Source organism: Microbacterium sp. IEGM 1404, assembly GCF_030056775.1.
In the GTDB taxonomy this organism is placed as follows: domain Bacteria; phylum Actinomycetota; class Actinomycetes; order Actinomycetales; family Microbacteriaceae; genus Microbacterium.
This window is the reverse complement of record NZ_JASHKP010000002.1, coordinates 157,703-180,416: the sequence shown is the minus strand read 5'-3', so window position 1 is coordinate 180,416 and position 22,714 is coordinate 157,703. Positions and strand designations below refer to the sequence as shown.

The 22,714-nt window shown below is 71.4% G+C and carries 26 protein-coding genes; 11 read left to right on the top strand and 15 right to left on the bottom strand.

Annotation, left to right across the window (positions count from 1 at the left end; genetic code table 11):
- Window positions 1-6: 6 nt before the first annotated feature.
- Window positions 7-819, bottom strand: a complete 813-nt coding sequence (locus QM517_RS06575; protein WP_283286076.1) for a helix-turn-helix domain-containing protein — start codon at window positions 817-819, stop codon at window positions 7-9.
- Between the two features lie 288 nt (window positions 820-1,107).
- Between QM517_RS06575 and QM517_RS06570 the strand changes: the two genes are divergently transcribed.
- Window positions 1,108-1,746: a hypothetical protein gene (locus QM517_RS06570; protein ID WP_283286075.1), complete on the top strand. Its 639-nt coding sequence runs from the start codon at window positions 1,108-1,110 to the stop codon at window positions 1,744-1,746.
- On the opposite strand, the gene cydC is transcribed toward QM517_RS06570, so the two are convergent.
- The 4 genes from cydC to QM517_RS06550 are packed head-to-tail and all read right to left on the bottom strand — an operon-like array spanning window position 1,739 to window position 7,536.
- On the bottom strand, window positions 1,739-3,433 hold the full coding sequence (gene cydC / locus QM517_RS06565) for a thiol reductant ABC exporter subunit CydC (protein ID WP_283286074.1): 1,695 nt from the start codon (window positions 3,431-3,433) through the stop codon (window positions 1,739-1,741). The two genes, QM517_RS06570 and cydC, sit on opposite strands and share 8 nt — an antisense overlap.
- Window positions 3,430-5,055 (bottom strand): thiol reductant ABC exporter subunit CydD, encoded by a 1,626-nt coding sequence (cydD, locus tag QM517_RS06560; RefSeq protein ID WP_283286073.1) that lies wholly within the window; start codon window positions 5,053-5,055, stop codon window positions 3,430-3,432. Before cydD ends, cydC begins: the two co-directional genes overlap by 4 nt.
- Complete coding sequence (gene cydB / locus QM517_RS06555; RefSeq protein ID WP_283286072.1) at window positions 5,052-6,083, bottom strand: cytochrome d ubiquinol oxidase subunit II; 1,032 nt, start codon at window positions 6,081-6,083, stop codon at window positions 5,052-5,054. Before cydB ends, cydD begins: the two co-directional genes overlap by 4 nt.
- A 10-nt stretch (window positions 6,084-6,093) precedes the next feature.
- Complete coding sequence (locus tag QM517_RS06550; protein ID WP_077052263.1) at window positions 6,094-7,536, bottom strand: cytochrome ubiquinol oxidase subunit I; 1,443 nt, start codon at window positions 7,534-7,536, stop codon at window positions 6,094-6,096.
- Between the two features lie 133 nt (window positions 7,537-7,669).
- Here QM517_RS06550 and QM517_RS06545 point away from each other — a divergent pair, with 133 nt between their 5' ends.
- From QM517_RS06545 to QM517_RS06535, 3 genes are all read left to right on the top strand, one after another.
- The gene (locus QM517_RS06545) at window positions 7,670-8,221 is read left to right on the top strand and encodes a PadR family transcriptional regulator (RefSeq protein ID WP_283286070.1); all 552 of its coding nucleotides are present in this window, start codon (window positions 7,670-7,672) and stop codon (window positions 8,219-8,221) included.
- 93 nt (window positions 8,222-8,314) lie between these two features.
- Complete coding sequence (locus QM517_RS06540) at window positions 8,315-8,560, top strand: hypothetical protein (RefSeq protein WP_283286069.1); 246 nt, start codon at window positions 8,315-8,317, stop codon at window positions 8,558-8,560.
- A gap of 212 nt (window positions 8,561-8,772) precedes the next feature.
- Window positions 8,773-9,135 carry a hypothetical protein gene (locus QM517_RS06535; protein ID WP_283286068.1) on the top strand — a complete coding sequence of 121 codons (363 nt, stop codon included), beginning with the start codon at window positions 8,773-8,775 and terminating at the stop codon, window positions 9,133-9,135.
- Here the strand turns inward: QM517_RS06535 and QM517_RS06530 are convergent.
- Window positions 9,116-9,817, bottom strand: coding sequence for an ABC transporter ATP-binding protein (locus tag QM517_RS06530; RefSeq protein WP_283286065.1), 702 nt, complete (start codon window positions 9,815-9,817; stop codon window positions 9,116-9,118). The two genes, QM517_RS06535 and QM517_RS06530, sit on opposite strands and share 20 nt — an antisense overlap.
- Entirely contained in the window at window positions 9,814-10,890 is a 1,077-nt protein-coding gene (locus QM517_RS06525; protein ID WP_283286064.1) for an FtsX-like permease family protein, read from the bottom strand. The genes QM517_RS06530 and QM517_RS06525 overlap by 4 nt, the downstream gene beginning before the upstream one ends.
- Window positions 10,891-11,034: 144 nt before the next feature.
- Here QM517_RS06525 and QM517_RS06520 point away from each other — a divergent pair, with 144 nt between their 5' ends.
- From QM517_RS06520 to QM517_RS06500, 5 genes are all read left to right on the top strand, one after another.
- Window positions 11,035-12,198: a sensor histidine kinase gene (locus QM517_RS06520; protein ID WP_283286061.1), complete on the top strand. Its 1,164-nt coding sequence runs from the start codon at window positions 11,035-11,037 to the stop codon at window positions 12,196-12,198.
- Window positions 12,195-12,815: a response regulator gene (locus QM517_RS06515; RefSeq protein ID WP_283286059.1), complete on the top strand. Its 621-nt coding sequence runs from the start codon at window positions 12,195-12,197 to the stop codon at window positions 12,813-12,815. Before QM517_RS06520 ends, QM517_RS06515 begins: the two co-directional genes overlap by 4 nt.
- A 37-nt stretch (window positions 12,816-12,852) precedes the next feature.
- Window positions 12,853-13,356, top strand: a complete 504-nt coding sequence (locus tag QM517_RS06510; protein ID WP_278102416.1) for a bifunctional nuclease family protein — start codon at window positions 12,853-12,855, stop codon at window positions 13,354-13,356.
- Between the two features lie 78 nt (window positions 13,357-13,434).
- Window positions 13,435-14,496: a phosphogluconate dehydrogenase (NAD(+)-dependent, decarboxylating) gene (gnd, locus tag QM517_RS06505; RefSeq protein WP_283286055.1), complete on the top strand. Its 1,062-nt coding sequence runs from the start codon at window positions 13,435-13,437 to the stop codon at window positions 14,494-14,496.
- Window positions 14,497-14,541: 45 nt separating this feature from the next.
- Entirely contained in the window at window positions 14,542-15,108 is a 567-nt protein-coding gene (locus tag QM517_RS06500; protein WP_283286054.1) for a ribonuclease H family protein, read from the top strand.
- Window positions 15,109-15,620: 512 nt separating this feature from the next.
- On the opposite strand, the gene QM517_RS18605 is transcribed toward QM517_RS06500, so the two are convergent.
- From QM517_RS18605 to QM517_RS06480, 4 genes are read right to left on the bottom strand one after another with little or no spacing between them, the layout of a single operon-like run.
- Window positions 15,621-16,511 carry a GNAT family N-acetyltransferase gene (locus QM517_RS18605; RefSeq protein WP_283286053.1) on the bottom strand — a complete coding sequence of 297 codons (891 nt, stop codon included), beginning with the start codon at window positions 16,509-16,511 and terminating at the stop codon, window positions 15,621-15,623.
- A gap of 55 nt (window positions 16,512-16,566) precedes the next feature.
- On the bottom strand, window positions 16,567-17,295 hold the full coding sequence (locus QM517_RS06490) for a hypothetical protein (protein ID WP_283286051.1): 729 nt from the start codon (window positions 17,293-17,295) through the stop codon (window positions 16,567-16,569).
- On the bottom strand, window positions 17,292-18,188 hold the full coding sequence (locus QM517_RS06485) for an ABC transporter ATP-binding protein (protein ID WP_077052249.1): 897 nt from the start codon (window positions 18,186-18,188) through the stop codon (window positions 17,292-17,294). Before QM517_RS06485 ends, QM517_RS06490 begins: the two co-directional genes overlap by 4 nt.
- A complete protein-coding gene (locus QM517_RS06480) occupies window positions 18,185-18,547 on the bottom strand; it encodes a GntR family transcriptional regulator (RefSeq protein ID WP_077052248.1) in 363 nt (120 codons plus the stop codon). Before QM517_RS06480 ends, QM517_RS06485 begins: the two co-directional genes overlap by 4 nt.
- 89 nt (window positions 18,548-18,636) lie before the next feature.
- On the opposite strand from QM517_RS06480, the gene QM517_RS06475 reads away from it, so the two are divergent.
- Window positions 18,637-19,326, top strand: a complete 690-nt coding sequence (locus tag QM517_RS06475; RefSeq protein WP_283286048.1) for a hypothetical protein — start codon at window positions 18,637-18,639, stop codon at window positions 19,324-19,326.
- Here QM517_RS06475 and QM517_RS06470 read toward each other — a convergent pair.
- From QM517_RS06470 to QM517_RS06460, 3 genes are all read right to left on the bottom strand, one after another.
- Window positions 19,323-20,006, bottom strand: a complete 684-nt coding sequence (locus QM517_RS06470) for a nucleoside/nucleotide kinase family protein (protein WP_283286046.1) — start codon at window positions 20,004-20,006, stop codon at window positions 19,323-19,325. The genes QM517_RS06475 and QM517_RS06470 overlap by 4 nt on opposite strands.
- Window positions 20,003-20,488, bottom strand: a complete 486-nt coding sequence (locus QM517_RS06465) for a hypothetical protein (RefSeq protein ID WP_283286045.1) — start codon at window positions 20,486-20,488, stop codon at window positions 20,003-20,005. The genes QM517_RS06470 and QM517_RS06465 overlap by 4 nt, the downstream gene beginning before the upstream one ends.
- 123 nt (window positions 20,489-20,611) lie before the next feature.
- The gene (locus QM517_RS06460) at window positions 20,612-20,893 is read right to left on the bottom strand and encodes a GlsB/YeaQ/YmgE family stress response membrane protein (RefSeq protein ID WP_077052245.1); all 282 of its coding nucleotides are present in this window, start codon (window positions 20,891-20,893) and stop codon (window positions 20,612-20,614) included.
- 256 nt (window positions 20,894-21,149) lie between these two features.
- Here QM517_RS06460 and yiaA point away from each other — a divergent pair, with 256 nt between their 5' ends.
- The gene (gene yiaA, locus QM517_RS06455; protein WP_077052244.1) at window positions 21,150-21,617 is read left to right on the top strand and encodes an inner membrane protein YiaA; all 468 of its coding nucleotides are present in this window, start codon (window positions 21,150-21,152) and stop codon (window positions 21,615-21,617) included.
- A gap of 56 nt (window positions 21,618-21,673) precedes the next feature.
- Here yiaA and QM517_RS06450 read toward each other — a convergent pair whose 3' ends face one another.
- Entirely contained in the window at window positions 21,674-22,708 is a 1,035-nt protein-coding gene (locus tag QM517_RS06450) for an LLM class flavin-dependent oxidoreductase (protein ID WP_283286042.1), read from the bottom strand.
- Window positions 22,709-22,714 lie beyond the last annotated feature (6 nt).

The window sequence follows — 22,714 nt, the reverse complement described above, 5'->3', positions numbered from 1 at the left end:
GCATCGTCAGATGCAGAGCGGACCGCCCAGATCGACGGTGCGTCCGTTCAGCGTGTAGTCGCCCTCCGCGCACAGCAAGGTGTCCGGCGTCGGACGGACGACCAGCGGAGTGTAGGCCCCCTGGACGTTGTATTCGGTGGCTTCCATCCGCAGGGGTCCCGTCGGAGCGGGCAGAGGGTAGATCGCGATCGTCACGGAATTCCCATAGCCCTTCCCGTCGTAGCGAGTGAGACGCCCCCATCCGGCCTGGCATTTGTCGGACCAGATGATCTCGAGCACAGTGTCGCCCGTTCGTGTGTCCGAGGTCGCGACGGCCGCGTCGTCGATGCAGGGCGACGTGGCGGGGTCCACGCCGTTCGCCACCGTGATCTGCGGCTCGCCGATCCGCGCCGCGGTGACGGCGGAGACCACGGCGACGCCCCCGAGGGTGCCGAGGACACCGACCGTGAACGCGGCGACTGAGAGGAGCGCGGCGTTGCGGCGGGTGACGGTCCGCGCGGCCGGCGTCCCGCCGGAGGGTGTCGGCGCGGCATCGCTCTCGCGGGCCGCGCGCGCGAGCGCGAGTCGACGCCGAAGGAGGGGATCCGGATCCTCGCCGAGCGCGCTCACGAGCGCCGACACCGTGCGCTCCGTCGGCAGAGTGCGGCCGGCGAACGCATCCGACAGGACGCTGCGCGAGATTCCGGTCCGATGCTGCAGATTCACCAGGGTGGGGCTTCCCGCATCCAGACGCAGTCGGCGCAGCTCTCCCGCGAAGTCGCGGATCGGGTCATCCTCGCCGGATTCCGTGGATGCCGTCGTCTCCGTGCTTTCGTCCACCGCGCCTCCCCCTGACGACATGAACTTCTTTTCCGAGTTCGTCCGGAACGGATCCTTCCGGACGCTTTCGAGAACCTACATGGGGAATGCTCCCCATGGGAGCGCGGCAGGAAAAGCGCTTTCGTGGGGGGGAAGCGGAGGGGACCCATGGGGGGCGATGTGACAGGCGGGGGCGAGACCGGGGGGCCGACGTCCATCCCGTCAGCAGGGCTCCAGTTGGAGTACTGCGGGGAATGGACGTCGGTGCCTCCGGGCGCCGCCTTCACGGTCGGGAGGTCGGGGGACCTCGTGCTCGACGACAATTCCGAGCTGGACCCGGCTCTGGCGGAGTTCGCCGACGTGGAGGGCATCTGGTTCCTCCGGAACACCGGTACGCAGACGTCCCTCTCCGTCGCGGACGGAGAGGGACGATTCCACTCGCGGGTGCCGCCGGGCTGCCGGATCCCGGTGGTCTTCGGCCATACCGCCGTGGTCTTCCGCGCCGGCCCCACGACGTACGAGATCGGCGTGTACGTCGCGGCCCCGATCTATTCCGCGCCCGCGCCCACCGGCGCGGATCGTGACCGGCACGCGGGGAGGGAATCGCTCGGCGAGATCGTCCTCACGCTGTCGCAACGCCAATTGATCGTCGCACTGGTCGAACCGCTCCTGCGCTCCGAGACGGCGGGTCTGGGCGACATCCCGACCAGTGCCCGGGCTGCGGCGCGTCTGGGATGGACCCTGACGCGCTTCAACCGCAAGCTGGACAACGTCTGCGACAAGCTCGACCGTCACGGAGTCCCGGGCCTGCGCGGGGGCGTCGGGGCCTACGCGACCAACCGGCGGATCCGTCTCGTGGAGTTCGCGGTCGCCGCGCGGGTCGTGACCCGCATGGATCTCCGGCTGCTCGACCTCGCGGATCCCGTGGGGGACGGCTCGCTCAGCTGAGTCCGGTCACGACCCGCCCGTCCTCCAGCCGTACGGTGCGGTCGACTAGTTCCTCGGGCACGTCGACGTGCGAGACGAGCACGACGGCGCGTTTGCGGTCGACTGCGCCGAGCAGGTCGCGCAGGAGCGCGTCGGATGCCGCCGGGTCGACGCCCGCGGTGGGCTCGTCGAGCACGAGCACCGGGAATCCGCGCAGGAGGGCCCGCGCGAGCGCGAGGCGTTGGGCCTGTCCCCCCGAGACGAGGCCGCCCCGGTCGCCGACCGTCGCATCCAGTCCGCCGCGTTCGGCGACCCACGCGTCGAGTCCGACGCGCGCGAGCACCGCGGTCAGTTCGGCGTCGCCGGCGTCGTCGCGCGCGAACAGCAGGTTCTGACGCACCGACTCGTCGAAGAGGTACGGCGACTGCTCGACGAGGCCGATCGTGCGGCGGAGGTCGTCGCCGGCGAGGTCCCGGGCTTCGACGCCGCCGATCGTGAACGAGCCGTCGTAATCGAGGAACCTCGCGAGGACGTGGGCGAGCGTGGTCTTCCCGGCGCCGCTCGGACCCGTGACGAGGACGCGCTCGCCCGCACCGACGCGGAGGTCGACATCGGCGATGCGCCCGGTGTCGTCGAGTCCGGCGTCGGACCGGGCCGGCCAGTGCGCGCGCACGTCCCGCAGCTCGATGCCCTCCCCGAGGGCGGGGGCAGTGCCGGTGGCGGCGGGCTCATCGCGGGGGAGACCCTCGGGGATCTCGGACGGGACGGCGTCGGCGATCCGCTCGGCCGCGGCGCGCACCTGCCGCCACGACGCGAGCGCCAGCGGCACGGGCCCGAACACCTCGAACACCGCCATCGGCAGCAGCACGACGACCGCGAGCCCGGGGCCGGAGAGGGTGCCGCCCGCGACGGCGGGCGCGGCGACGGCGAGCGCGAACAGCGACGCGAGTCCGGCAAGCACCGACACGGTGCCGGAGGTGAGTCCCTGGGCGGCTCCGCGCCGCACGACCGCGCGGCGTAGCGCCCGGTCGGCCGCCCGCACCCGCGCGCGGGCGGTGTCGAGGGCGCCGTAGGCGGTCAGGACGTCGAGGTTCGTGAGGAGGTCGTGGACGGCGTCGGCGACGTCGGCCCGGAGCGGAGCGATCGCCCGCTCGGCTCGCGCCCCGGCCGCCCACCCCGCGGCCACCGACACCGCGAACGCCGCGGCCAGGCAGGCCAGGAGGACCAGTGCCGCGGGCCACGACACGAAGGCCGTGAACACGACCGCCGCGAGCGAGGTCAGCGCCGCGACCGAGAGGGGCAGCACGACCCGCAGCGGCAGGTTCTGCAGTTCCTCGACGTCGTCGACCACGCTCGACAGGAGCCCGCCGCGGCGCGCGCGGCCGAGCCCGTCGGGGGCCAACGGCACGAGCTCGCGCACGAGGTCGGCGCGGACGTCGGCGAGGCGTTCGAGGGCCGCGTCGTGCCCGGCGAGGCGTTCGAGGTACCGGAACACGCCGCGGGACAGGGCGAACGCCCGGACACCGACGACCGCGACGGAGAGGTACATGACCAGCGGCTGCTCGGCCGCCCGGGCGATCAGCCACGCGCTCGTGGCGAGGAGCGCCACCGCGCTCCCGGCCGTCCCGAAGCCCGACAGCACCGCCGGGGCGAATCGCCGTCGCGACGGCATCGCGGAGGCCAGGATGCCGCGCACCCGCCCGTTCACGCGCGCACCCCGAGGTCGATCACGCGGTCGGCGATCTCCCGCGCCGACGGGCGGTGCGACACCAGCAGCACTCCGGCGCCGGCGTCGGCCTCGCGGCGGAGCGTGCGCCACACGTGCGCTTCGGTGTCGGCATCCAAGGCGCTCGAGGGTTCGTCGAGGACGAGGATCCGCGCCCCGGCGGTGCGCGAGCGGCAGAGGGCGCGCGCGACGGCGACGCGCTGCGCCTGCCCTCCCGACAGCCCCGCGCCGCCCGCGCCGAGCGGGGTAGCCGGGTCGAGGTCGGCGGCGCCGGCGTCGGCGAGCGCCGTCGCGATGGTGTCGGGATCGACGTCGGCGCCGAGGGCGACGTTCTCGGCGACGGTGCCCGACACCAGTCCGGGCCGCTGGCCCGCCCATGCGACGGCGGCGCGGGCGTGGGCCACGGGGCGTCCGTCCAGGCGGATCTCGCCGGAGTGCTCGGCGTAGCCGAGGAGCGCGGCGACGATGCTCGACTTGCCCACTCCGCTCGGGCCCGTGACCAGGACGACCTCGCCCGGTCGCACGGACAGGGAGACCGTCGGCATCCGGTGCGCTCCGCGGTCCACGCAGACGTCGTGCAGTTCGAGCACCGTCCCCGCCGCGGGGGCGGGGGCCTCGGTCGTGGGCGCGAGGCGGGCGGCATCCAGGGCGTCGAAGATCTCCTCCGTCGCGGCGACCCCTTCGGACGCGGCGTGGAACTGCACGCCCACTTGTCGCAGCGGCAGGTACGCCTCCGGCGCGAGCAGCAGGACGAACAGCCCGACCAGCAGGCTCAGGTCGCCCGAGAGGAGGCGGAAGCCGATCGTCACGGCGATGATGGCGACCGAGATGGATGCCAGGAACTCCAGCGCGAAGCCGGAGAGGAACGACACGCGCAGCACCGTCATCGTCTCGCGCTTGTAGTCGCGCGTGACCTTCTCGATCGTGTCCGCAGCGCGGTGCTCGCGGCCGAAGGCCTTGAGCGTCCCGAGGCCTTCCACGGTGTCGGCGAACCGGGCAGCGAGACGGCCGAGGGTGCCGTACTGCTTCTTCTGCACGGCGCGGGTCGCCAGGCCGATCAACACCATGAACAGGGGGATCAGGGGGATCGTCAGCACGACCGTGAGGCCGGACAGGGGGTCGGCGAGGGCGATCGCGCCGATGAGGATGGGGGTGGTGATCGCGGTGGCCACGAGCTGCGGGAGGTAGCGGCCGAAGTAGGCGTCGAGGGCTTCGAGGCCGTGCCCGGCCGTGACCGACAGCGACGCGGCGTTGCGGCGACCGAGCCACCCCGGACCCAGGGTCGTGACCGCGGCCACCAGGCGCTCGCGCAGCTGCAAGGACGCGGCCGCCGCTCCCCGGGCGGACACGCGTTCGGATGCCGCGATGAGGAGGCCCCGAACGACGACCAGCGCCGCCGCGGCCGCCACGAAGCCGGTCAGCTCGCCGATCGGCCGCCCGTCGATCGCGCCGACGAGCGCGGAGGTGAGAGCCCAGGCGAACCCCACGACGACCCCCGTCTGGGCCAGGACCACCGCCGCGCTCACCGCGAAGAAGCTGCGTGAGGCGGAGGCGTACCGCACCAGTCGGGGGTCGACGGGGCGCACCCGTGTCGTGTCGGTCAATGCGCCACCAGGGCTGCCTTCTCGATGCGGGCGCGGGTGACGCGCTTGCGGAACACCCAGTAGGTCCATCCCTGGTACGCCAGGACGAGCGGGAGGAACACGAGCGCCGCCCAGCTCATGATCGTGAGCGTGTAATCGGTGCTGGAGGCGTTCTCGATGGTCAGACCCGAACCCGGTTCGAGGGTCGAGGGCATGACGTTCGGGAAGAGCGCGAAGAACAGGGCGCCGACCGCGGTGACGATCGTGATCGCACCGAGCGTGAAGGCCGTGCCCTCGCGGTCGCGCAGGTTCGCCACCCACGACCCGATGAGCGCGAGCGCGGCGATCCCGGAGAGGGCCACGACGCCGAGGAGGAGCGGCGCCTGGTTGTTCGCCGCCTGGATGATCGTCCAGACCAGGAACAGGGCGGCGGCGACGATCGTGGCCAGGCCCGACTTCTTCGCCAGGGCGCGGGCGTCCGCCCGCACCTGACCGTCGGTCTTCAGGGCGACGAAGTACACGCCGTGCGTGAAGAACAGCAGCAGGGTCACCATGCCCCCGAGGATGCCGTAGGGGTTGAGCAGCGTGAAGAGGGTCCCGACGTATTCGTGGTCGGCATCCAGGGGCACGCCCTGCACGATGTTCGCGAAGGCGACGCCCCACAGGAATGCCGGCACGGCGGAGCCGATGACGATCATCCGGTCGAAGCCGCGCTTCCACTTCAGGGATTCGCGCTGGTGGCGGTACTCGAACGAGACGCCGCGGGCGATGAGCGCCAGCAGGATCAGCAGCAGCGGGAGATAGAACCCGCTGAACAGCGTGGCGTACCACTCCGGGAACGAGGCGAACAGCGCCGCTCCGGCGACGATCACCCACGTCTCGTTGAGGTCCCACACGGGGCCGATGGTGTTGATGATCTGCCGGCGGGCGATGTCGTCCTTTCCGAGGAAGGGGAGGGACATGCCGACGCCGAAGTCGAACCCGTCCAGGACGAAGTAGCCGATGAAGAGGAATCCGACGATCCAGAACCAGAGGTATGCGAGGTCCATGACTGTGCTCCTAGTAGACGGTCGTCGGGGTGTTCTCGACGGTGTCGGGCTCGCGCGGCGCGTTCGGGTCGGGCAGCGGATCCGGACCCTTCTGCGCGTACTTCTTGATGAGTCCGAACTCCACCACGGCGAGGGTGGCGTAGATCGCGGTGAACGCGACGAGCGAGATCAGCACGCTCCAGCCCGGGACGCTGGGGGAGACCCCGTCCTGCGTGAGCATCAGGCCGAACACGATCCAGGGCTGGCGGCCCATCTCGGTGAAGACCCAGCCGACCAGGCTGCCCAGCAGCGGCAGGGGAGCCGCCCAGATCGCCACGCGCCACATCCACGGCGCGACCGGACGCTTGGCGTTCTTGCGCGTGACCCACAGGCCCACGACGCTGATGAGGGTCGCCAGACCGCCCAGCGCGATCATCCAGCGGAAGGCCCAGTACGTCACCCACAGGACGGGGGCGAAGTTGCCGTCGACCTGGTCGGCGAACTGCGGGAACATCTGCTGGCTGTACATCGTGTTGAGGTCGTTGATCCCCTCGACGCAGCCGTCGAGCGAATGCGTCGACAGGATGCTGAGGAGGAACGGCACGCGGATCGAGAACAGTTCGCTCGTTCCGTCGGGCGTTCCGAGCGTGAAGATCGAGAACGAGGCGTTCGCCCCGCACACGGTGTTGAAGGTCGCTTCCGCCGCGGCCATCTTCATCGGCTGGGTGGCCACCATCACCAGGCTCAGCTGATCGCCGGCGATCGCGACGAGGACGAAGGACACGACCGTCGCCCACAGACCGAAGCGCAGCGGCGCGCGCATCATCTCGACGTTGCGACCGCGGGCCAGGTGCCACGCGGAGACGGACACGACGATCATCGCCGCGAACATCCAGCCGGAGAAGATCGTGTGCGGGAAGGCGGCGAGGGCCACGGGGTTGGTCAGCAGCTTCCCGAAGTCGATCAGCTCGGCACGGTGGCCGTCGGCGGACATCTGGTAGCCGACCGGGTTCTGCATGAACGCGTTCGCGGCGATGATGAAGTACGCCGACAGCGTCGCGCCGATGCTGGCCAGCCAGATGCTCGCGAGGTGGAGGCCCCGCGGGAGCTTGTCCCACCCGAAGATCCACAGGCCGATGAACGTGGCTTCGAGGAAGAAGGCGAGCAGTCCCTCGAAGGCGAGGGGGGCACCGAAGACGTCGCCGACGAAGCGGGAGTACGCCGACCAGTTCATGCCGAACTGGAACTCCTGCACGATGCCGGTCACGACGCCCATGGCGAAGTTGATCAGGAAGATCTTGCCGAAGAAGCGGGTGAGGTGCAGCCACTTCACGTCGCCCGTGCGGTACCAGACGGTCTGGAAGATCGCCACGACCAGCGACATGCCGAGCGTGAGGGGCACGAAGAGAAAGTGGTACAGGGTGGTCAGTCCGAACTGCCACCGAGCCAGCATGAGGGGGTCGAGCCACTCCACGGGATGTCTCCGATCGACGGTCTTCTCTGTGGTCTGACCACAGGCTACTCCCGCGTCACCACGCGGAAAACAGGGTGATTCGGTATCGAACGATATACTTGGAAAAGCTTTTCGCGGTGGGTCGGAGGTCCCTATGTCGGTGCGCCAGGGCCTGCTAGCGATCCTCGATCAGGGCGATTGCTACGGCTCCCAGCTGCGCGCCGAGTACCTGCGTCGCACGGGGGTCGCGGTGAACGTCGGTCAGGTCTACACGACCCTCGAACGACTCGAACGCGACGGCCTCGTCGAGCATCGCGGCGTGGATGACGAGGGCCGCGTGCTGTGGGGGGCGACCACCGCCGGCCGCGCCGAGGCGCGGGCATGGCTGCGGGCGGCCTCGATCGTCGACCGCCGCGACGATCTCGCCCTGCGCATCGCGCTCGCGCTCACCCTCCCCGGCGTCGACGTCGCCGACGTCATCGCCGCCCAGCGTGCCGCCGTGCAGGACGCGCTGGCGACCGCCGAACCGGACGACGAGAACTCGGATGCCGTGACCCGCGCCATCGTGTCCGCTGCGCGTCGCTCGCGGCTCGAGGCCGAACTGCACTTTCTCGATGAGGCCGAACACCTCGCGGCGGAGGCCGCGCCGTTCGACCTGTCGGACGAGCGTCCCCGCCGCGGCCGGCCCGTCCGCAGCGCGCTCTGAGCGCGTAACGCCCCTTTGCGGATCCGTCAACCCCGGCACGGCATCCCGCCCTTCGACGCACCCTGAGAGCACCCCGGTACGCAAGGAGCTCTCATGGTCATGGACATTCCGCTCGATCGCCCGGGGCAGCCGAACACCGTCACCGAGATCCCCTGGACGCGCATCGACCTCGACCTCTACGAGGTCGCCCGCGAGGGTCGGATCGCCGGTTACGTGGAGGTCGTCGGCGCCGTGTTCGTCGCTCTCGGCGGCACGCGGTACGACCGCGCGGTGGAAGTCGCGCAACACCTGACGTTCCACGCGGCCGTCGACACCGTTCTCCGACGCGCCGGTCGCTGACGTCCCGCGGGTAGCACCGTCTCCGGGAGAGTCAACCCCCTCGGCCATGGACTCGCGCTGACGCAGTGTCGAAGGACCAGGAGGTCGACATGTTTCCGCGACTCGCCGGTGGTGGTCGACGATGACCGCCGACCCTTTCCCCACCGGACCCCACCGCCCCGTGCGCATCGCGCACCTGCCCCCGCTGCGTAAGCACGCGCGAGAATCGAAGGATGACACGAACGCTGGCCGCTCTGCCCGGCGCGGCGCGCCGACTGTGCCTGAGCCGCCGGAAGGGCGAGATCTGCACGCGTGAGAAGGGCCACCGCGGCCTCCATCACCGACGCGGCGGTGCGCTGCTGTGGAACGACCTGCAGGCGGATCCGCCCGAGTGCGCGGGGGCGGGAGCGCCCGCCGAACCCGCCCCGACCCTGCCGGACGGCTTCCCGGGCGGGAGGGCCGTCTGCCCCGTCTGCTGGGCATTCGTCCCCCTGCAGGCCGACGGGACACTGAGCCCGCACGACACGTGGCGCGGTGACCCGACGCGGGCCGAAGCCGACCAGCGCCGGGAATGGTTCAACGCGTTCGGGTGGTGATCTCCCGCACCCGCGCTCGGCCGTCGATCACCTCGACGGTCTCGTCGAGCGTGTCGCTGTGGACGAGGTCGTGGGTGACGAGCAGCGTCGCGGTGTGCCGCTCGCGGGTCAGCCGCGATAAGAGATCCATGATCGCCGCCCCGCGCTCCCGGTCCAGTGCGCTCGTCGGCTCGTCGACCAGCAGCACGCGAGGCTCGTGCACGAGCGCCCGGGCGATCGCCACGCGCTGGCGCTGACCACCCGAGAGCTGCGCCGGTCGACGGTCGGCCTGGTCGCCGAGGCCGACGGCATCCAGCAGCTCGTCCACGCGCGAACGTACGGCCGCGCGCCGTGCCCGTGACCCGCGGCCGCCGAGTTCCCCCATCACGCGCAGCTGTTCGCGGGCGGTGAGCGCGGGGAGGAGCTGCGGCTGCTGGAAGACGATCCCGATCCGCTCGCGTCGGAGCGTGGTCGCTTCGGCGCGCGTGAGTGCGGTGGCATCCGTCCCGTCGACGATCACGCGTCCCGAGTCGGGGCGGATCAGCGTCGCGGCGAGGGCGAGCAGGCTCGACTTCCCCGAGCCGGAGGGGCCCGTGATCCCGGTCACCAGGCCGGGGCGGCCCTCGAGGGTGACGTGGTCGACCGCGGTGACGCGGGCATCGCCGTCGGGATAGGTCAGGGTGACGTCGTCGAGAAGGATCATCGCGTGCTCCCGAGGGCTGTGAGGGGGTCGGATTTCGTGACGGTGCGCAGCGACACGGCGGCGCCGAGGAGGCCCAGGGCGATCATCACCAGCGCGGGCGCGAGGGTCGTGAGGGGGTTCAGGATGAACGGGAGGGTGCCGCCGGCGAGCGCGCCGAGAGCCGCCGTGAGACCGATCCCGACGCCGACGCCGACGACGAGGACGACCACGGCCTGACCCAGCGCATCGCGCACGAGGGCGCCCGTTCCGGCCCCGAGGGCCTTCAGCACGGCGATGTCGCCGGAGCGCTGCATGGTCCAGACGGTGAAGAAGGCGCCGACGACGAGAGCGGAGACCCCGAAGAGCATCGCGATCATCAGGGCCAGGGACCCGATCTCGGAGCGGAACGTCGGCAGGGCCGTCAGGCTCGCCAGCGGACTCGTCGCCGTCGTCGCTGTCGCGGCGGTGAGGGAGTCCCAGTCGGGCGCCCCGCTCACGGCGAGCACGGTCGCCTCTCCCGAGCCGCCGAGGCGGGTGTCGAGGGCCGCCCACGCGGTCGGCGTGAGCGCGACGACGGGCGTGTGGCTGTACCAGGAGTCGCCCCCGATGGAGGCCACCCGGTAGGTGGTCCCGGCCACCGTGATGTCGTCGCCGACCGCCGCTCCGAGCGCGCTCGCCGCGCCGGCGGAGAGTCCGGCCTCCCCGTCCGCCGAGGGTGTGAGGGCGGTGAGGTCGGTGCTTCCGGCGCCCGAATCGAGGCCGAACAGGGCGACGCCCCCGCTTCCGCCCGGGCCTTCGGCGCGGCCCTGGACGATGCCGACCGGGCTCACGCCCTCCACCCCCGCGGCGTCCCGCCACGTCGCGACGGTGTCGGCGTCGAGCGTGGAGTCGGCGAAGGTCGCGGCCGCCGACCCCTCGGCATGCAGCACGAGCCGGTCGCCGGGGAGTTGCAGGACCGCGGACACGTTCTGTGCGGCCAGGCCCCCGGTGAGTCCCGAGAGGAATCCGACGAGCAGGGTGATGAGCGCAACGACCGCCCCGATGAGGGCGAATCGCCCGCGGGCGAACCGCAGATCCCGCCATGCGACGTACACGTCGCCTCCTTTTCTCCGGCGGATCTCGCCGGTGATTCCACCCTCCCCGGGATGCTCCGGCGGGTCATCGGCGGGGCGGGCGAACTCCCTCTCCACCTTTCGGATGATCCGCGACGGGGGCGGCGTCCGTACGCTGGAACCGATATGCCGCACCGCACCCTGGCTCCCGTGTTCACCGGGCTGCGCGCGGGGCTCCACGCACTCTTCGCCGGGCTCCTCGCGCTCGTCGTCGTCCGCGTCGTCTGGACCGGCGGTTCGCCGTGGGCGCTCGCCCTCGCCGCGCTGCTGGCTGCGGTGTATCTCGCGGGGCTGTGGCTCGCCCGCCGGGGGCGGCCAGCCGGCGGCATCGCCTGGGTGTGCGCGCTCACGCTGGTGTGGGCGCCGTTGATGTGGCTCGTGCCCGAGGCCGCGTACATCGTGTTCCCGCTGTTCTTCCTCTACCTGCACGTGCTGCCGGGATGGGTCGGGCCGGCAGCGGTCGTCGCGGCCACCGGGCTCACGATCGCGGCGTTCGCGGTGCACGGCGGCCTCACCGTCGGGGGCGTGGTCGGTCCGGTCGTCGGCGCGGGCGTGGCACTGCTCATCGGCCTGGGCTACGGCGCGCTCCAGCGCCGCAGCGTCGAGCGGGAGGCGCTCGTGGCCGAACTCCTCGCCACGCGGGATCGCCTCGCGGCGACCGAGCGCGAACAGGGCGTCCTCGCGGAGCGCGCTCGTCTGGCGCGCGAGATCCACGACACCGTCGCCCAGGGGCTGTCGAGCATCCAGATGCTGCTCCACGCGGCGGAGCGGGCGGATGCCACGGGCCCCGGCATCGCGCACATCCGTCTGGCCCGGCAGACCGCCGCCGACGGCCTCGCCGAGACGCGGCGGTTCATCCGCGAGCTCGCGCCGCCGACCCTGGACCGGGGCCTGGGATCCGCGTTGCAGCGACTGGCCGAGGGCTGGGCGCAGCGCGAGGGCGTCGACGTCGAGACCGCGATCCCGGGCGAAGTGGGGCTGCCGATGGATGCGCAGGCGGCGCTGCTGCGCATCGCGCAGGGCGCCCTGGCCAACGTCGCCCAGCACGCCGATGCCACGGTCGTGCGCGTCGACCTCGTGCAGGACGGCGACGACGTGCGGCTGACGGTCGCCGACGACGGCCGCGGGTTCGATCCCGCGAGCGCCGAGGAGACGGCATCCGGGACCGATTCGTTCGGTCTGCGGGCGATGCGCGAGCGCGTCGAGCAGCTCGACGGCGACCTCACGGTCGTCAGCGCGGCGGGGGCCGGCACGGTCGTCGCGGTCACCCTGCGGGGGGTCGCGCTGTGATCCGGGTCGTGATCGCCGACGACCACCCCGTCGTGCGCGCCGGAGTGCGGGCGCTGCTCGAGGGCGAGGTCGACATCGAGGTCGTCGGCGAGGCGTCGACCCCGGACGCCGCCGTCGCCCTGGCCGCCGAGCTCTCGCCGGAACTGGTGCTCATGGACCTGCAGTTCGGCGACCGCGCCGCCGGGGCCGAGGCCACCCGACGCGTCCGCGCGCTGGCGGCTCCGCCCTACGTGCTCGTGCTCACCAACTACGACACCGACGGCGACATCCTCGGGGCCGTCGAGGCCGGGGCGAGCGGGTACCTGCTCAAGGACGCGCCGCCGCACGAGCTGCTCGCCGGTGTCCGGGCCGCGGCCGCCGGGCAGAGCGCCCTGGCGCCCGCGATCGCGGGGCGCCTGCTGGCGCGATTGCGCGAACCGCGGGTGAGCCTCTCGGCCCGCGAGATCGAGGTGCTCCGGCTGGTCGCGCGGGGTGCGTCCAACGCCGACGTCGCGGCACGACTGCACATCACCGACGCGACGGTGAAGTCGCACCTCGCCCACGTGTTCTCCAAGCTCGGCGTCTCCTCGCGCACCGCGGCGGTCTCCGCCGCGCGGGCCCTCGGCGTCCTGCGCTGACCCTTCCGCCGCGTCGGCCGCCCCGTACGATGGCGTCATGGTCCCGGTTCGCGTGCTCGGCGTGGCCCTGGATTCCGCCCAGCAGCACGTCATCCTCCTCTCCCCGTTGCCCGGCACGGCCGCCGAGGAGGGGATCGTCCTCCCCGTGTGGATCGGTCCGCAGGAGGCGATGTCGATCCTCGTCGCGACCGAGGGTGCGGTGACGCCGCGCCCGCTCTCGCACGACCTGATGGTCGTGATGCTGCGGGCGCTGTCGGCATCCGTCGATCGGGTCGAGGTGACGCGGCTGTTCGAGGGCACGTTCTACGCCGAGATCCACGTGCAGACGCCCCGTGGGCCGCTCGTGATCGATGCGAGACCCTCGGATGCCATCGCTCTAGCGGCGCGGACGGACGCGCCGATCGCGGTGGCCGAGGCGGTCCTCGCCGAGGCAGGGGTGCCCGAGGGGGCGGTCGAGTTCGACGCGCGCGGCGACGACGACCGCGTCGAGGAGTTCCGGAAGTTCCTCGACGACGTCGACCCCGACGACTTCCAGGGATGACCCGGCCGCCTCGGTCGCGCGCGCTCCTAGACTCGTCAGTGCCGCCCGTCGCGGCGGATTCAGACGAATGGGGTACGGATGCAACTCGCCATGGTCGGACTCGGACGGATGGGCGCCAACATCGTCCGCAGACTCATGAAGGACGGCCACGACTGCGTGGTCTACGACGTGAACCAGGATGCCGTGGCGGCCCTGGCCGCGGAGGGCGCCACCGGCGCGTCGAGCATCGCGGACCTCGCGTCCAAGCTCGAGAAGCCGCGCGCCGTCTGGCTCATGATCCCCGCCGGGCTCACCGGCTCGGTCGTCGACCAGGTCGCGGAGGTCCTCGAAGCCGGCGACATCATCATCGACGGCGGCAACTCCAACTATCGCGACGACGTGCGTCGGGCCGCGAAGCTGCAGGACACCGGCATCCACTACGTCGACATCGGCACGAGCGGCGGCGTGTTCGGTCTCGAGCGCGGCTACTGCCTCATGGTGGGCGGGCACGACGAGGCCGTCGCCCACCTCGAGCCCGTCCTGCGCACGATCGCTCCGGGGCCCGGCGACATCGAGCGCACACCCGGCCGGACGGGTGACTACACCCCCGAGGAACGCGGCTACCTCCACTGCGGTCCGTCGGGGGCCGGGCACTTCGTGAAGATGGTCCACAACGGCATCGAGTACGGCATCATGGCCGCGCTCGCCGAGGGACTGAACGTCCTCAACAACGCCGACGCGGGTCTCAAGCAGGGCGAGCACTCCGCCGAGGTCGCCCCGCTGGAGGAGCCGGAGTTCTACCAGTTCGACATCGACACGGCGAAGGTGTCCGAGCTGTGGCGGCGCGGGTCGGTGATCTCGTCCTGGCTGCTCGATCTCACGGCGGCGGCTCTCGCTCAGAACCCGACGCTCGACGGCCTCGCCGGGCGCGTCTCCGATTCGGGCGAGGGGCGCTGGACGGTGAAGGCGGCCGTCGACACCGGTGTTCCGGTGCCCGTGCTCGCCTCGTCGCTGTTCGAGCGCTTCGCCTCTCGCGGCGAGGACCACTTCGCCAATCAGGTGCTCTCCGCGATGCGCCTGCAGTTCGGCGGACACCAGGAGCTCCCCGCCGGCGACGTGCTCGAAGCGGGCGGCAAGAAGGCGGACAGCAGCAGCAGCTGAGGCGGCTCGGTCGGGGACGCGTACGCGGTCGGGGAGACTAGAGGGATGAGTAGTTCCTCCGCGCCCGCGTCCTCCGACCGCTACGTCGTCGCCACCGACGGCGCGTGCAAGGGGAACCCCGGACCGGCCGGGTGGGCCTGGGTCGGCGAGGACGGCCACTGGGCCGCCGGATCGATCCCCGAGGGCACGAACAACATCGGCGAGCTCCTGGGTCTGCTGCACGCGATCACGGACCACGCCGACGTCCGCGACCTCGTGGTGCAGGCCGACTCGAAGTACGCCATCGACACGTACTCGTCCTGGATGGACGGTCACCGTCGTCGCGGCTGGGTCACCTCGGCGAAGAAGCCCGTCGCCAATCGCGGCATCCTCGAGGCGCTCATCGCGGCCCGCGACGCCCGCCGCGCGGCGGGTCTTCCCGATGTGGTGCTCGAGCACGTGCGCGGTCACAGCGGCCACGTGTTGAACTCGTGGGCCGATGAGCGCGCCGTCCGCGCGTCGCAGCACGCGGCGAAGGGCGAGGAGCTGATCTGGACGTCGCTGCGCGGCCTCGACACGCTCGACGTCGCGTCGGCTCCGCCGCGTTCGGCCGCGGACCGCAACGGGCGCTGAGCCCGGGGTCGTTCGTCAGAACGGCGGCGGATCCGGTTCGGGCGCGAAAGCGACGGAGCGCTCGGGGCGGTCGGTGACGCTGCGCCCCAGATCCGCGCCTCGGCGAGAGCCCGCAGCGTCGCCGGGAAGTCGTCGACCAGTTGGAGAGCCTCGCCGAGGCGGCGTTGGACCGTGCGGTCGTTCCAGCGGAGCGCCACGCCGATCTCGGCCGCGATGGACCGCAGCGCCATCTCGCGTTCCTGCACCGCGCGCGGGCGGTGCTTTGACCGCTCGAGCGCGACCCGCATCGCGGCGGCGAACTGCACGACGCGGGCCGCCTCGAGCTCGGCCAGCGCCCGCTCGCTCTCGACGAGCGCGGCGACGGCGTCGGTGAGGACGGCATCCTCCCGATCGTCGAACACGGGCGGCCGATCAGGCATGCACACATGCTGCCACGAACCTCCGACATCGCGCGGCGGCTGTCCACAGGCGCGCTCGAGAGCACGATGCCGGTGCCGCCGCCGCGGTGAGGGCTACGGAACCGACGTGCCCTGGTGGAACACGCACCGCGGTTCGGGCTCGCAGCGCCAGATCGACGCGCGGCGGCTGTTCCGTCCGTCGAAGCGCAGCAGGTACTGCAGCAGCACCAGTCCGGGCGCGAGCCGTCGCGCCTCGCGCTCGCTCAGCTCGCCGTCGCCACGACCGGGGTCGGAGACCAGCGCGGCGATGATGTCGTCACGTGTCCAGCGGCGTCCGGACTGGCCGATCTCGACGAAGTCCTCCGCGAGCAGCCGGCGCAGGGCGGCCGAGTCGCCGCGGACGCCGGGCGTGAGCAGCCGCTCCTCGGCCGCCCACGCCGCGGCGATGACCCGTGCCCGATCGTCGGGCACCAACGACGGCACGGGTGTCGTCGTGCCGTTCGCCCAGTCGCGGCGCAGCACGCTGTAGGCGACGGATGCCACGGGCTCGCGGTCCGCGACCGGCCAGCCGTCGCGATAGTGCGCCTCGAGAACCCACCTGCAGCGCTCGAAGGTCCGGCGCATGGCGATGTTGTCCGCGCGCGTCTGACCCTCGAGGCGGATGACGCCGGGGTGCTCCCGGAAGACGCGGTCCGTCGCCGCGGTGAGGGCGGCGGCCCCGAGACCGAACCCCCGGTGCTGCTCGCCCAGTCGCAGATCGACCATCGCCGTCGCGTCGGCGAGATCGTCCAGGCGGACGACGCCGACCCGGCCGCGCTCCTCGTCGTCGATCCAGAACGTCTCGATCTCGTCGTCGCCCCATCGCCCGGCGTCGATCGCCGCACCCGCCTGTCCCGCGGTGGTCCGCGGACGTACATGGAACGGGAAGACGTTGCGGGTGAGGAAGGTGACGAGGTCGTCGCGGTCCGCTCCCGCGGCGGCGAGGGGCGTCAGGTGCAACGACACGGATCCGCCTCCCGGCCGGGGCCCGGACGTGAGCCCCGCAGCGCTGCGGCCACGGTCAGCGCACCGACGCGCGGCGCAGAAGCGCGTACTGCCCGAGGACCGCGGCGGCGATGGCGATCCCGGCGGCCAGCGCGGCCCACCAGGGCTGGGCGTCGGCCGCGAACGGGATGACCAGGATCGCGGTGAAGCCCAGCACCAGCACCAGCACCGCGGCGAGGGCTATCGGCCCGAGCGCCCCGAACCGCACCCAGGCGGCGGAGAACAAACCGCCGACCGAAAGGACCGTCAGCGTCGCGAGGAACGATGTCGCGGCGAGCTGGAACGGATCACCGGCGCCGAGGAGCCAGACGTCGGTCATGTAGATGTGGAAGAACCAGTGCCCCGTCGCCAGCTCGATGCCGAGGAGGACGAGCAGCATCGCCGTGACATAGAGGGAGATCGCGACGTGGCTCAGGACCGTGCCGATCACGAATGTCCGGCGGGTCGTTCCCAGAGACAACGCGAGAGGGAAGGTCAACGAGACCGTCTGTACGCCGAGCCAGCCGAAGAATCCCGGGAGGGCCCAGAAGACGGCGGCGTTGCTCCTGCTGTTCTGAACCCACTCGCTGCTGCCGGGCACGGAGCCCATCCGGACGAAGATCACGGCGAAGACGACGGTCAGTGCGAAGACGACGAGCATGATCAGGGGCGGGGTCCGAAGGAGCAGGCCGCGCTGCGAGAAGTGCAGGCGGAGGACGTCGAGCGGAGTGGCGCCGCGCCGAGCGTCGGCGGTGAGGGTGGTCATGCGCGCGTTCCTTCCAGCGACTCGGACTCGACGCCGTAGGCGGCGACGAGGTCTTGCAGGGTGGCGGGCGTGAGCTGCACGCCCGAACGACCGGCTTCGGCTCGGAGCTCCTCGTCGGCGGGCGTCTCGAGGACGACGGACGTGAGACCGCCGATCGTCCGTCGCTGGAGGACGCGGTGCCCCGGAGTCAGCGCCTCCACGGCGCTGGTCAGGCCGCTGGCGGTGACGGCGCTTCCGCGGAGGTCGTCGGCGGCGGCGGTCCGGACCAGGCGTCCTTCGTCGACGATCACGACGTGCTCGAGCAGCGGTTCCATCTCGTCGATGAGGTGCGTGGAGACGAGGATCGTGCGCGGGTGGTCCAGATAGTCCTGCATGAGGGTGTCGTAGAAGAACCGGCGGGCCGTGGCATCCAGTCCGAGGTAGGGCTCGTCGAAGATCGTCAGCGGAGCGCGCGAGGCGAGCCCCAGGACGATCCCGAGCGAGGAGGCCTGGCCCCGGGAGAGCTTCTTGATCGCCGTCTTGCGAGGGAGGCGGAAGCCGTGGACGAGGTGCTCGGCGATGTCGGCGCTCCAGCCCGCGTGGAACAGGGGAGCCACTTCGAGTACCTGTCGCAGTGTGAACTCGTCGGGGTAGCGCTGGTTGTCGCGGACGAAGCTGATGGAGGACATCGTCGGGGCGTCTTCGAACGGGTCGTTGCCGAACACCTCCACGGATCCCGTCGACGGGCGGTCGTGTCCGGCGATGATCGACATGAGCGTCGTCTTCCCGGCGCCGTTGCGACCGAGGAGTCCGGTGATGGAGCCGGCGGGGATGTCGAGGGTGAGGTCGTCGAGGGCCCGCGTGCGCCGGAAGCGCCGCGACACCCCCGACAGGCGGACGGCGGGCTGCGTCATGAGGATGCCCCTTCCTGATCGATGATGCGGTGGATGTCGGTGAGGTCGAGGCCGAGCGAACGCGCCTCGACGAGCAGCGGCGCGACGAACCCGGCGCGGAAGGCCGTGGTGCGTTCGTCGCGGAGCCGCTGGCGGGCGCCCTCGCTGACGAACATGCCGAGTCCGCGCCTCTTGTGCAGGATGCCGCGGTCGACGAGGAGTCCGAGACCCTTGCCGACGGTGGCGGGGTTGATGCGGTGGAAGGCGGCGAGCTCGTTCGTCGACGGGACCTGCGTGCCTTCCGGGTAGCTGCCGGCGAGCACGCCGTCGGCGATGGACTCCGCGATCTGGATGAAGATCGGCTTGCCGTCGTCGAGCATCGGACTCCTTGGGTTAGTTACTTGAGTAATGAACCTAGGAGGTGGCGTGCGGGATGTCAATACCGCGTCGTCGGCGGCACACTGAGGGGATGGAGTTCGCCGGCGTGATCCCGCAGGACGCCCCCGACCCGCGGCTGGCCGCGGACGCGCGGGTGCGCGCTGTGCCGTTCCCGGTCATGGAGCTGACGCCGCAGCCCGCGCTCTCGCCGCTACCGATCGCCGGTTTCGTCGAGGGAGGACTCGGCTCCGCGCAGGAGGAGTGGGCGGTGACGTTCGGCTACACCTTCTGGCGGCATCCGGAGAATCACGAAGACCCGCGCAACGAGCGCGAACTCGATGAGCGCACGCGACGGTCGATCGAGGAGGAGCCGCCATGGCCACGCCCCGCATGGATCGTCGAGACGGCGCAGCTGTTGCGCTACCCGATGCTGCAGGAGGCGGTGCGCACCGCCCGTTACGGCTCGGAGCGTCAGGATGCCACGGTGTCGAGCCAGCTGGTCCATCACGCGAACCATGTGCTGCGGAACTCGTTCCGGGAGCAGCTCGGGCTGCCGACTCAGATCGGCGTGAACTTCGCCGGCGAGGTCGCACACTCGGCCGTGGCGCCCTCGTCGCTGGTGGTCGACGGGGAGCGGCGGTCGGCGCTGCACATCGATACCGACCCGTTCGTCTACGCCGTGGGCTTCGAGGTCGCCGAGCGGGTCGTCTGCACGGTCGTCCTCGACCGCGACGTCCTGCCGGTCCTCGACCTCGCGGTGTCGACGCTCGCCGTCGCCTAGACGATCTCTCCCGACACGACGAGATCCGCCCGGACGCGCGTCGCCTCGATCAGTGCGGCGTTGGCTCCGTCGACATCCCGGGCCCACGCCGTCGCAGCCTCGACGGTGCGGCCGTGCCGTGTATGCCGCTCGACGAGGCGCGCCTCGCGAACAGCGTCCGGTGCGGAGCAGAACCATGCCTCGTCGAGCGCGGCGCGCACGCGCGCCCACGGGCCGTCGTCGACGAGCAGGTAGTTGCCCTCCACGACGACCACGCGCGCGTCCGGATCGATCGCGATCTCGCCCGCGACGCCCTCGTCGACCTCGCGGCGGAAGCTCGGCGCGAACACCGTGTGTTCGGTCTCGGTGCGGACGCGGTGCAGGAGCGCGAGGAAGCCCCAGCCGTCGAACGTGTCGATCGCACCTTTGCGGTCGTGGCGGCCGAGCCGGTCGAGCGTCGCATTGGCGAGGTGGAAGCCGTCCATCGGCAGCGCCGCTGCCGTACCGGGGTCCCGGGTGTTCAGTTCGGCGACGAGCAGCGTGGCGAGCGTCGTCTTGCCGCTGCCGGGGCTTCCCGCGATCCCGAGCAGGAAGCGGGGAGATCCGGATGCCGCCCGCTCGACGCGATCGGCGAGGGCGGCGACCGTCGTGCCCGGGGGACGGTCGGGAACGCCCCGGATCCCCTCGGGTGCCGCGATCACGCCGGCGACAGCGCGTAGGTGACGACGGCCCCGTACGGGTCCTGTTCGGTGACCGAGACCAGCACCGTGTACGTGCCATTGGTGAAATTGGACGCTTCGGGCGAGGTGACGCCTGCGCTGTAGCCGGCCGCGGTGAGCGCGCTCGTCGCCTGCGAGAATCCCTCGTCGACCGAGCCGACCTGGATGACGATCGACAGCGTCCCGTCGTTCAGCTCCCCGCGCACGAGGTCGCACACGACGGTTCCGTCCACGAGGGGGATGCCGGCGGCCGTGACGTCGGAGGGGATGCAGTTCTCCGCCGGAGCGCTCGGGTCGGCGGGCGCGGGGGTCTCGACGATCGCGGCGGAGGCGGAGGGCGCTACGGCGGAGGAGTTCGCGGCGGGATCCGCGGTCGTGGTGCCGCCCGCGCACCCGCTGAGGATGGCGGTCAGCACCAGCGCGAGCGCCGGGGAGAGCAGGGCGGTTCGACGTGTCGGGTTCACGGCGTCAGCATAGGGTGCGGCACGGTCACCGTCACGAACTCGGATGCCACCCGTGGTCCGACACGCGAGATGCCCCCGTCGCCCGGCGTGAGCCGAGGCGGCGGGGGCATCCGGCGGCGGATGTCAGCGCGTGCGGGCGCTGCGACCGCGCGTGGCGAAGACGTAGATCCCGAGCACGATGATCGCGCCGATGATGGAGCCGATGATGCCCGACGGCTGGAGGAATCCGCCCATCGGGTCGCTGCCGAAGACGAGGAATCCGAGGAACCCACCGACGAACGAGCCGACGATTCCCAGGACGATGGTCATGAGGATGCTCATGCTCTGCTTGCCGGGGATGACGGCGCGAGCGATGAAGCCGGCGATGAGGCCGACGATGAGGAGACCGAGGATGGTCCAGAGCATGATGTTCTCCTTGCTGCGAGGTGCCGGGGTTTGGCACAGCGCTCCTGCTGGATGGAGCGCCTCGGAGACGTTAGGCCGAGGGAGGCGCCGGCCGCGTGCCCTTGAGCCCCGGGGATCGACTGACTATGCTTCCGCGCCCATGGGCGGGAAAACGGTCCGAGAGACATGCATATGGCTGTAGTCGCATGCGCTGGCCGCTACCTTCCTCGAAATGCATATGCCTCGTCCGCGAGGCCCGAGAGGAAGGTTGGACCCAATGATGGATCAGCAGACGCACCTCGAGATCGGACGGCCGACCGCCGCGTTCGTCGGGGCCTCGTGGGTGGCGCTGGGGCTCGGTGCCTCCGTGTATTTCATCGGCTTGGCGAACGCCCACATGGAACTCGCCGAGAAGGGATACTTCCTCGCGGTCTTCCTGCTCGGCCTCTTCGCCGCCATCTCCGTCCAGAAGGCCGTGCGCGACCGCGCGGAGGACGTGCCCGTGACCGGCGCGTACCTGGGCGTCGCGTGGGCGATGCTGCTCGCGGCCCTGGCGCTCATGTCGATCGGACTGTGGAACGCCGAGCTCCTGCTGTCGGAGAAGGGGTTCTACGGGATCGGTTTCGCGATGAGCCTGTTCGCCGTGGTCGCGGTGCAGAAGAACGTCCGCGATATCGCCGCCTTCCGGGTCGTGCACCCCGATCCGGCACCGGTCGAGCGGACACCGGGATTCCCCGGCATCTGATCGCCCCATATACGAAGAGCCCCGGATGCCATGGCATCCGGGGCTCCGTCGTTCGCTCAGACGGCCGCGAGGGTCGACTGCCAGCCGAGGGCGGGCGCGACGTGCGTCGCGAAGTTCTCGATGAGGCGGAGGTTGAAGTCCACCCCCATCTGCGACGGGATCGTGAGCATCAGGGTGTCGGCGCTCATCACGGCCGCGTCGTTCTGCAACTGCTCGATGAGCACGTCGGGCTCGGCGGCGTACGTCTTGCCGAACGTGGAGCGCATGCCGTCGATGACGCCGATCTGGTCGGAACCGGCCGAGCCGCCGAAGTACAGGCGGTCCTCGTCGCTCACGATGGGGAAGATGCTGCGGCTGACCGACGTGCGCGGCTCGCCGGCGTGTCCGGCCTGAGTCCACGCCTCGCGGAACGCGTCGAGCTGGCGTGCCTGCAGGATGTCGAACGGTGTGCCGTCGGCTTCGGTGAGGAGCGTCGACGACATGAGGTTCACGCCCGTGCGCCCCGCCCACTCGGCCGTCGCCGTCGTGCCGGCGCCCCACCAGATGCGCTTCCGCAGGCCGGGGGAGTGCGGCTCGATCCGCTGGAGCCCCGCGCCGCCGCCGAAGGGGCTCATCGGGTCGCGCTCGGCGAGCCCTTCCCCGTCGATCGCGCGGAGGAACAGGTCGAAGTGGTCACGGGCGATGTCGGCTCCGCGCGGGTCCTCGGACCCGGTGTAACCGAACGCCTCGTAGCCGCGGAGGACCGTCTCGGGTGAGCCACGGCTCACGCCGAGGGCGAGCCGGTTGCCGCTGATGAGATCGACGGACGCCGCCTCCTCGGCGAGCATCAGCGGGTTCTCGTACCGCATGTCGATGACACCGGTGCCGACCTCGATGCGCGAGGTGCGTGCCGCGATCGCGGCGAGCAGCGGCATCGGTGCGGCCTGCTGTCGGGCGAAGTGGTGGACGCGGAACGAGACGCCGTTCACGCCGAGATCGTCCATGCCCTGGGCGAGGTCGATCGCCTGCAGCATCGAGTCGCCGGCGGAGAGATGATGGCCGCCGCCGAGGGGGCCGTAGTGCCCGAAGGAGAGAGTGCCGAAGGAGCGCATGACGGG

Coding starts and splice junctions, on each gene's coding strand:
- cydB (WP_283286072.1), bottom strand. CDS start 6,083: ATGGACCTCGCATACCTCTGGTTCTGGATCGTCGGATTCCTCTTCATC.
- QM517_RS06545 (WP_283286070.1), top strand. CDS start 7,670: ATGTCGGTGCGCCAGGGCCTGCTAGCGATCCTCGATCAGGGCGATTGC.
- QM517_RS06540 (WP_283286069.1), top strand. CDS start 8,315: ATGGTCATGGACATTCCGCTCGATCGCCCGGGGCAGCCGAACACCGTC.
- QM517_RS06535 (WP_283286068.1), top strand. CDS start 8,773: ATGACACGAACGCTGGCCGCTCTGCCCGGCGCGGCGCGCCGACTGTGC.
- QM517_RS06530 (WP_283286065.1), bottom strand. CDS start 9,817: ATGATCCTTCTCGACGACGTCACCCTGACCTATCCCGACGGCGATGCC.
- QM517_RS06520 (WP_283286061.1), top strand. CDS start 11,035: ATGCCGCACCGCACCCTGGCTCCCGTGTTCACCGGGCTGCGCGCGGGG.
- QM517_RS06510 (WP_278102416.1), top strand. CDS start 12,853: ATGGTCCCGGTTCGCGTGCTCGGCGTGGCCCTGGATTCCGCCCAGCAG.
- gnd (WP_283286055.1), top strand. CDS start 13,435: ATGCAACTCGCCATGGTCGGACTCGGACGGATGGGCGCCAACATCGTC.
- QM517_RS06500 (WP_283286054.1), top strand. CDS start 14,542: ATGAGTAGTTCCTCCGCGCCCGCGTCCTCCGACCGCTACGTCGTCGCC.
- QM517_RS06490 (WP_283286051.1), bottom strand. CDS start 17,295: ATGACCACCCTCACCGCCGACGCTCGGCGCGGCGCCACTCCGCTCGAC.
- QM517_RS06485 (WP_077052249.1), bottom strand. CDS start 18,188: ATGACGCAGCCCGCCGTCCGCCTGTCGGGGGTGTCGCGGCGCTTCCGG.
- QM517_RS06480 (WP_077052248.1), bottom strand. CDS start 18,547: ATGCTCGACGACGGCAAGCCGATCTTCATCCAGATCGCGGAGTCCATC.
- QM517_RS06475 (WP_283286048.1), top strand. CDS start 18,637: ATGGAGTTCGCCGGCGTGATCCCGCAGGACGCCCCCGACCCGCGGCTG.
- QM517_RS06460 (WP_077052245.1), bottom strand. CDS start 20,893: ATGCTCTGGACCATCCTCGGTCTCCTCATCGTCGGCCTCATCGCCGGC.
- yiaA (WP_077052244.1), top strand. CDS start 21,150: ATGATGGATCAGCAGACGCACCTCGAGATCGGACGGCCGACCGCCGCG.
- QM517_RS06450 (WP_283286042.1), bottom strand. CDS start 22,708: ATGCGCTCCTTCGGCACTCTCTCCTTCGGGCACTACGGCCCCCTCGGC.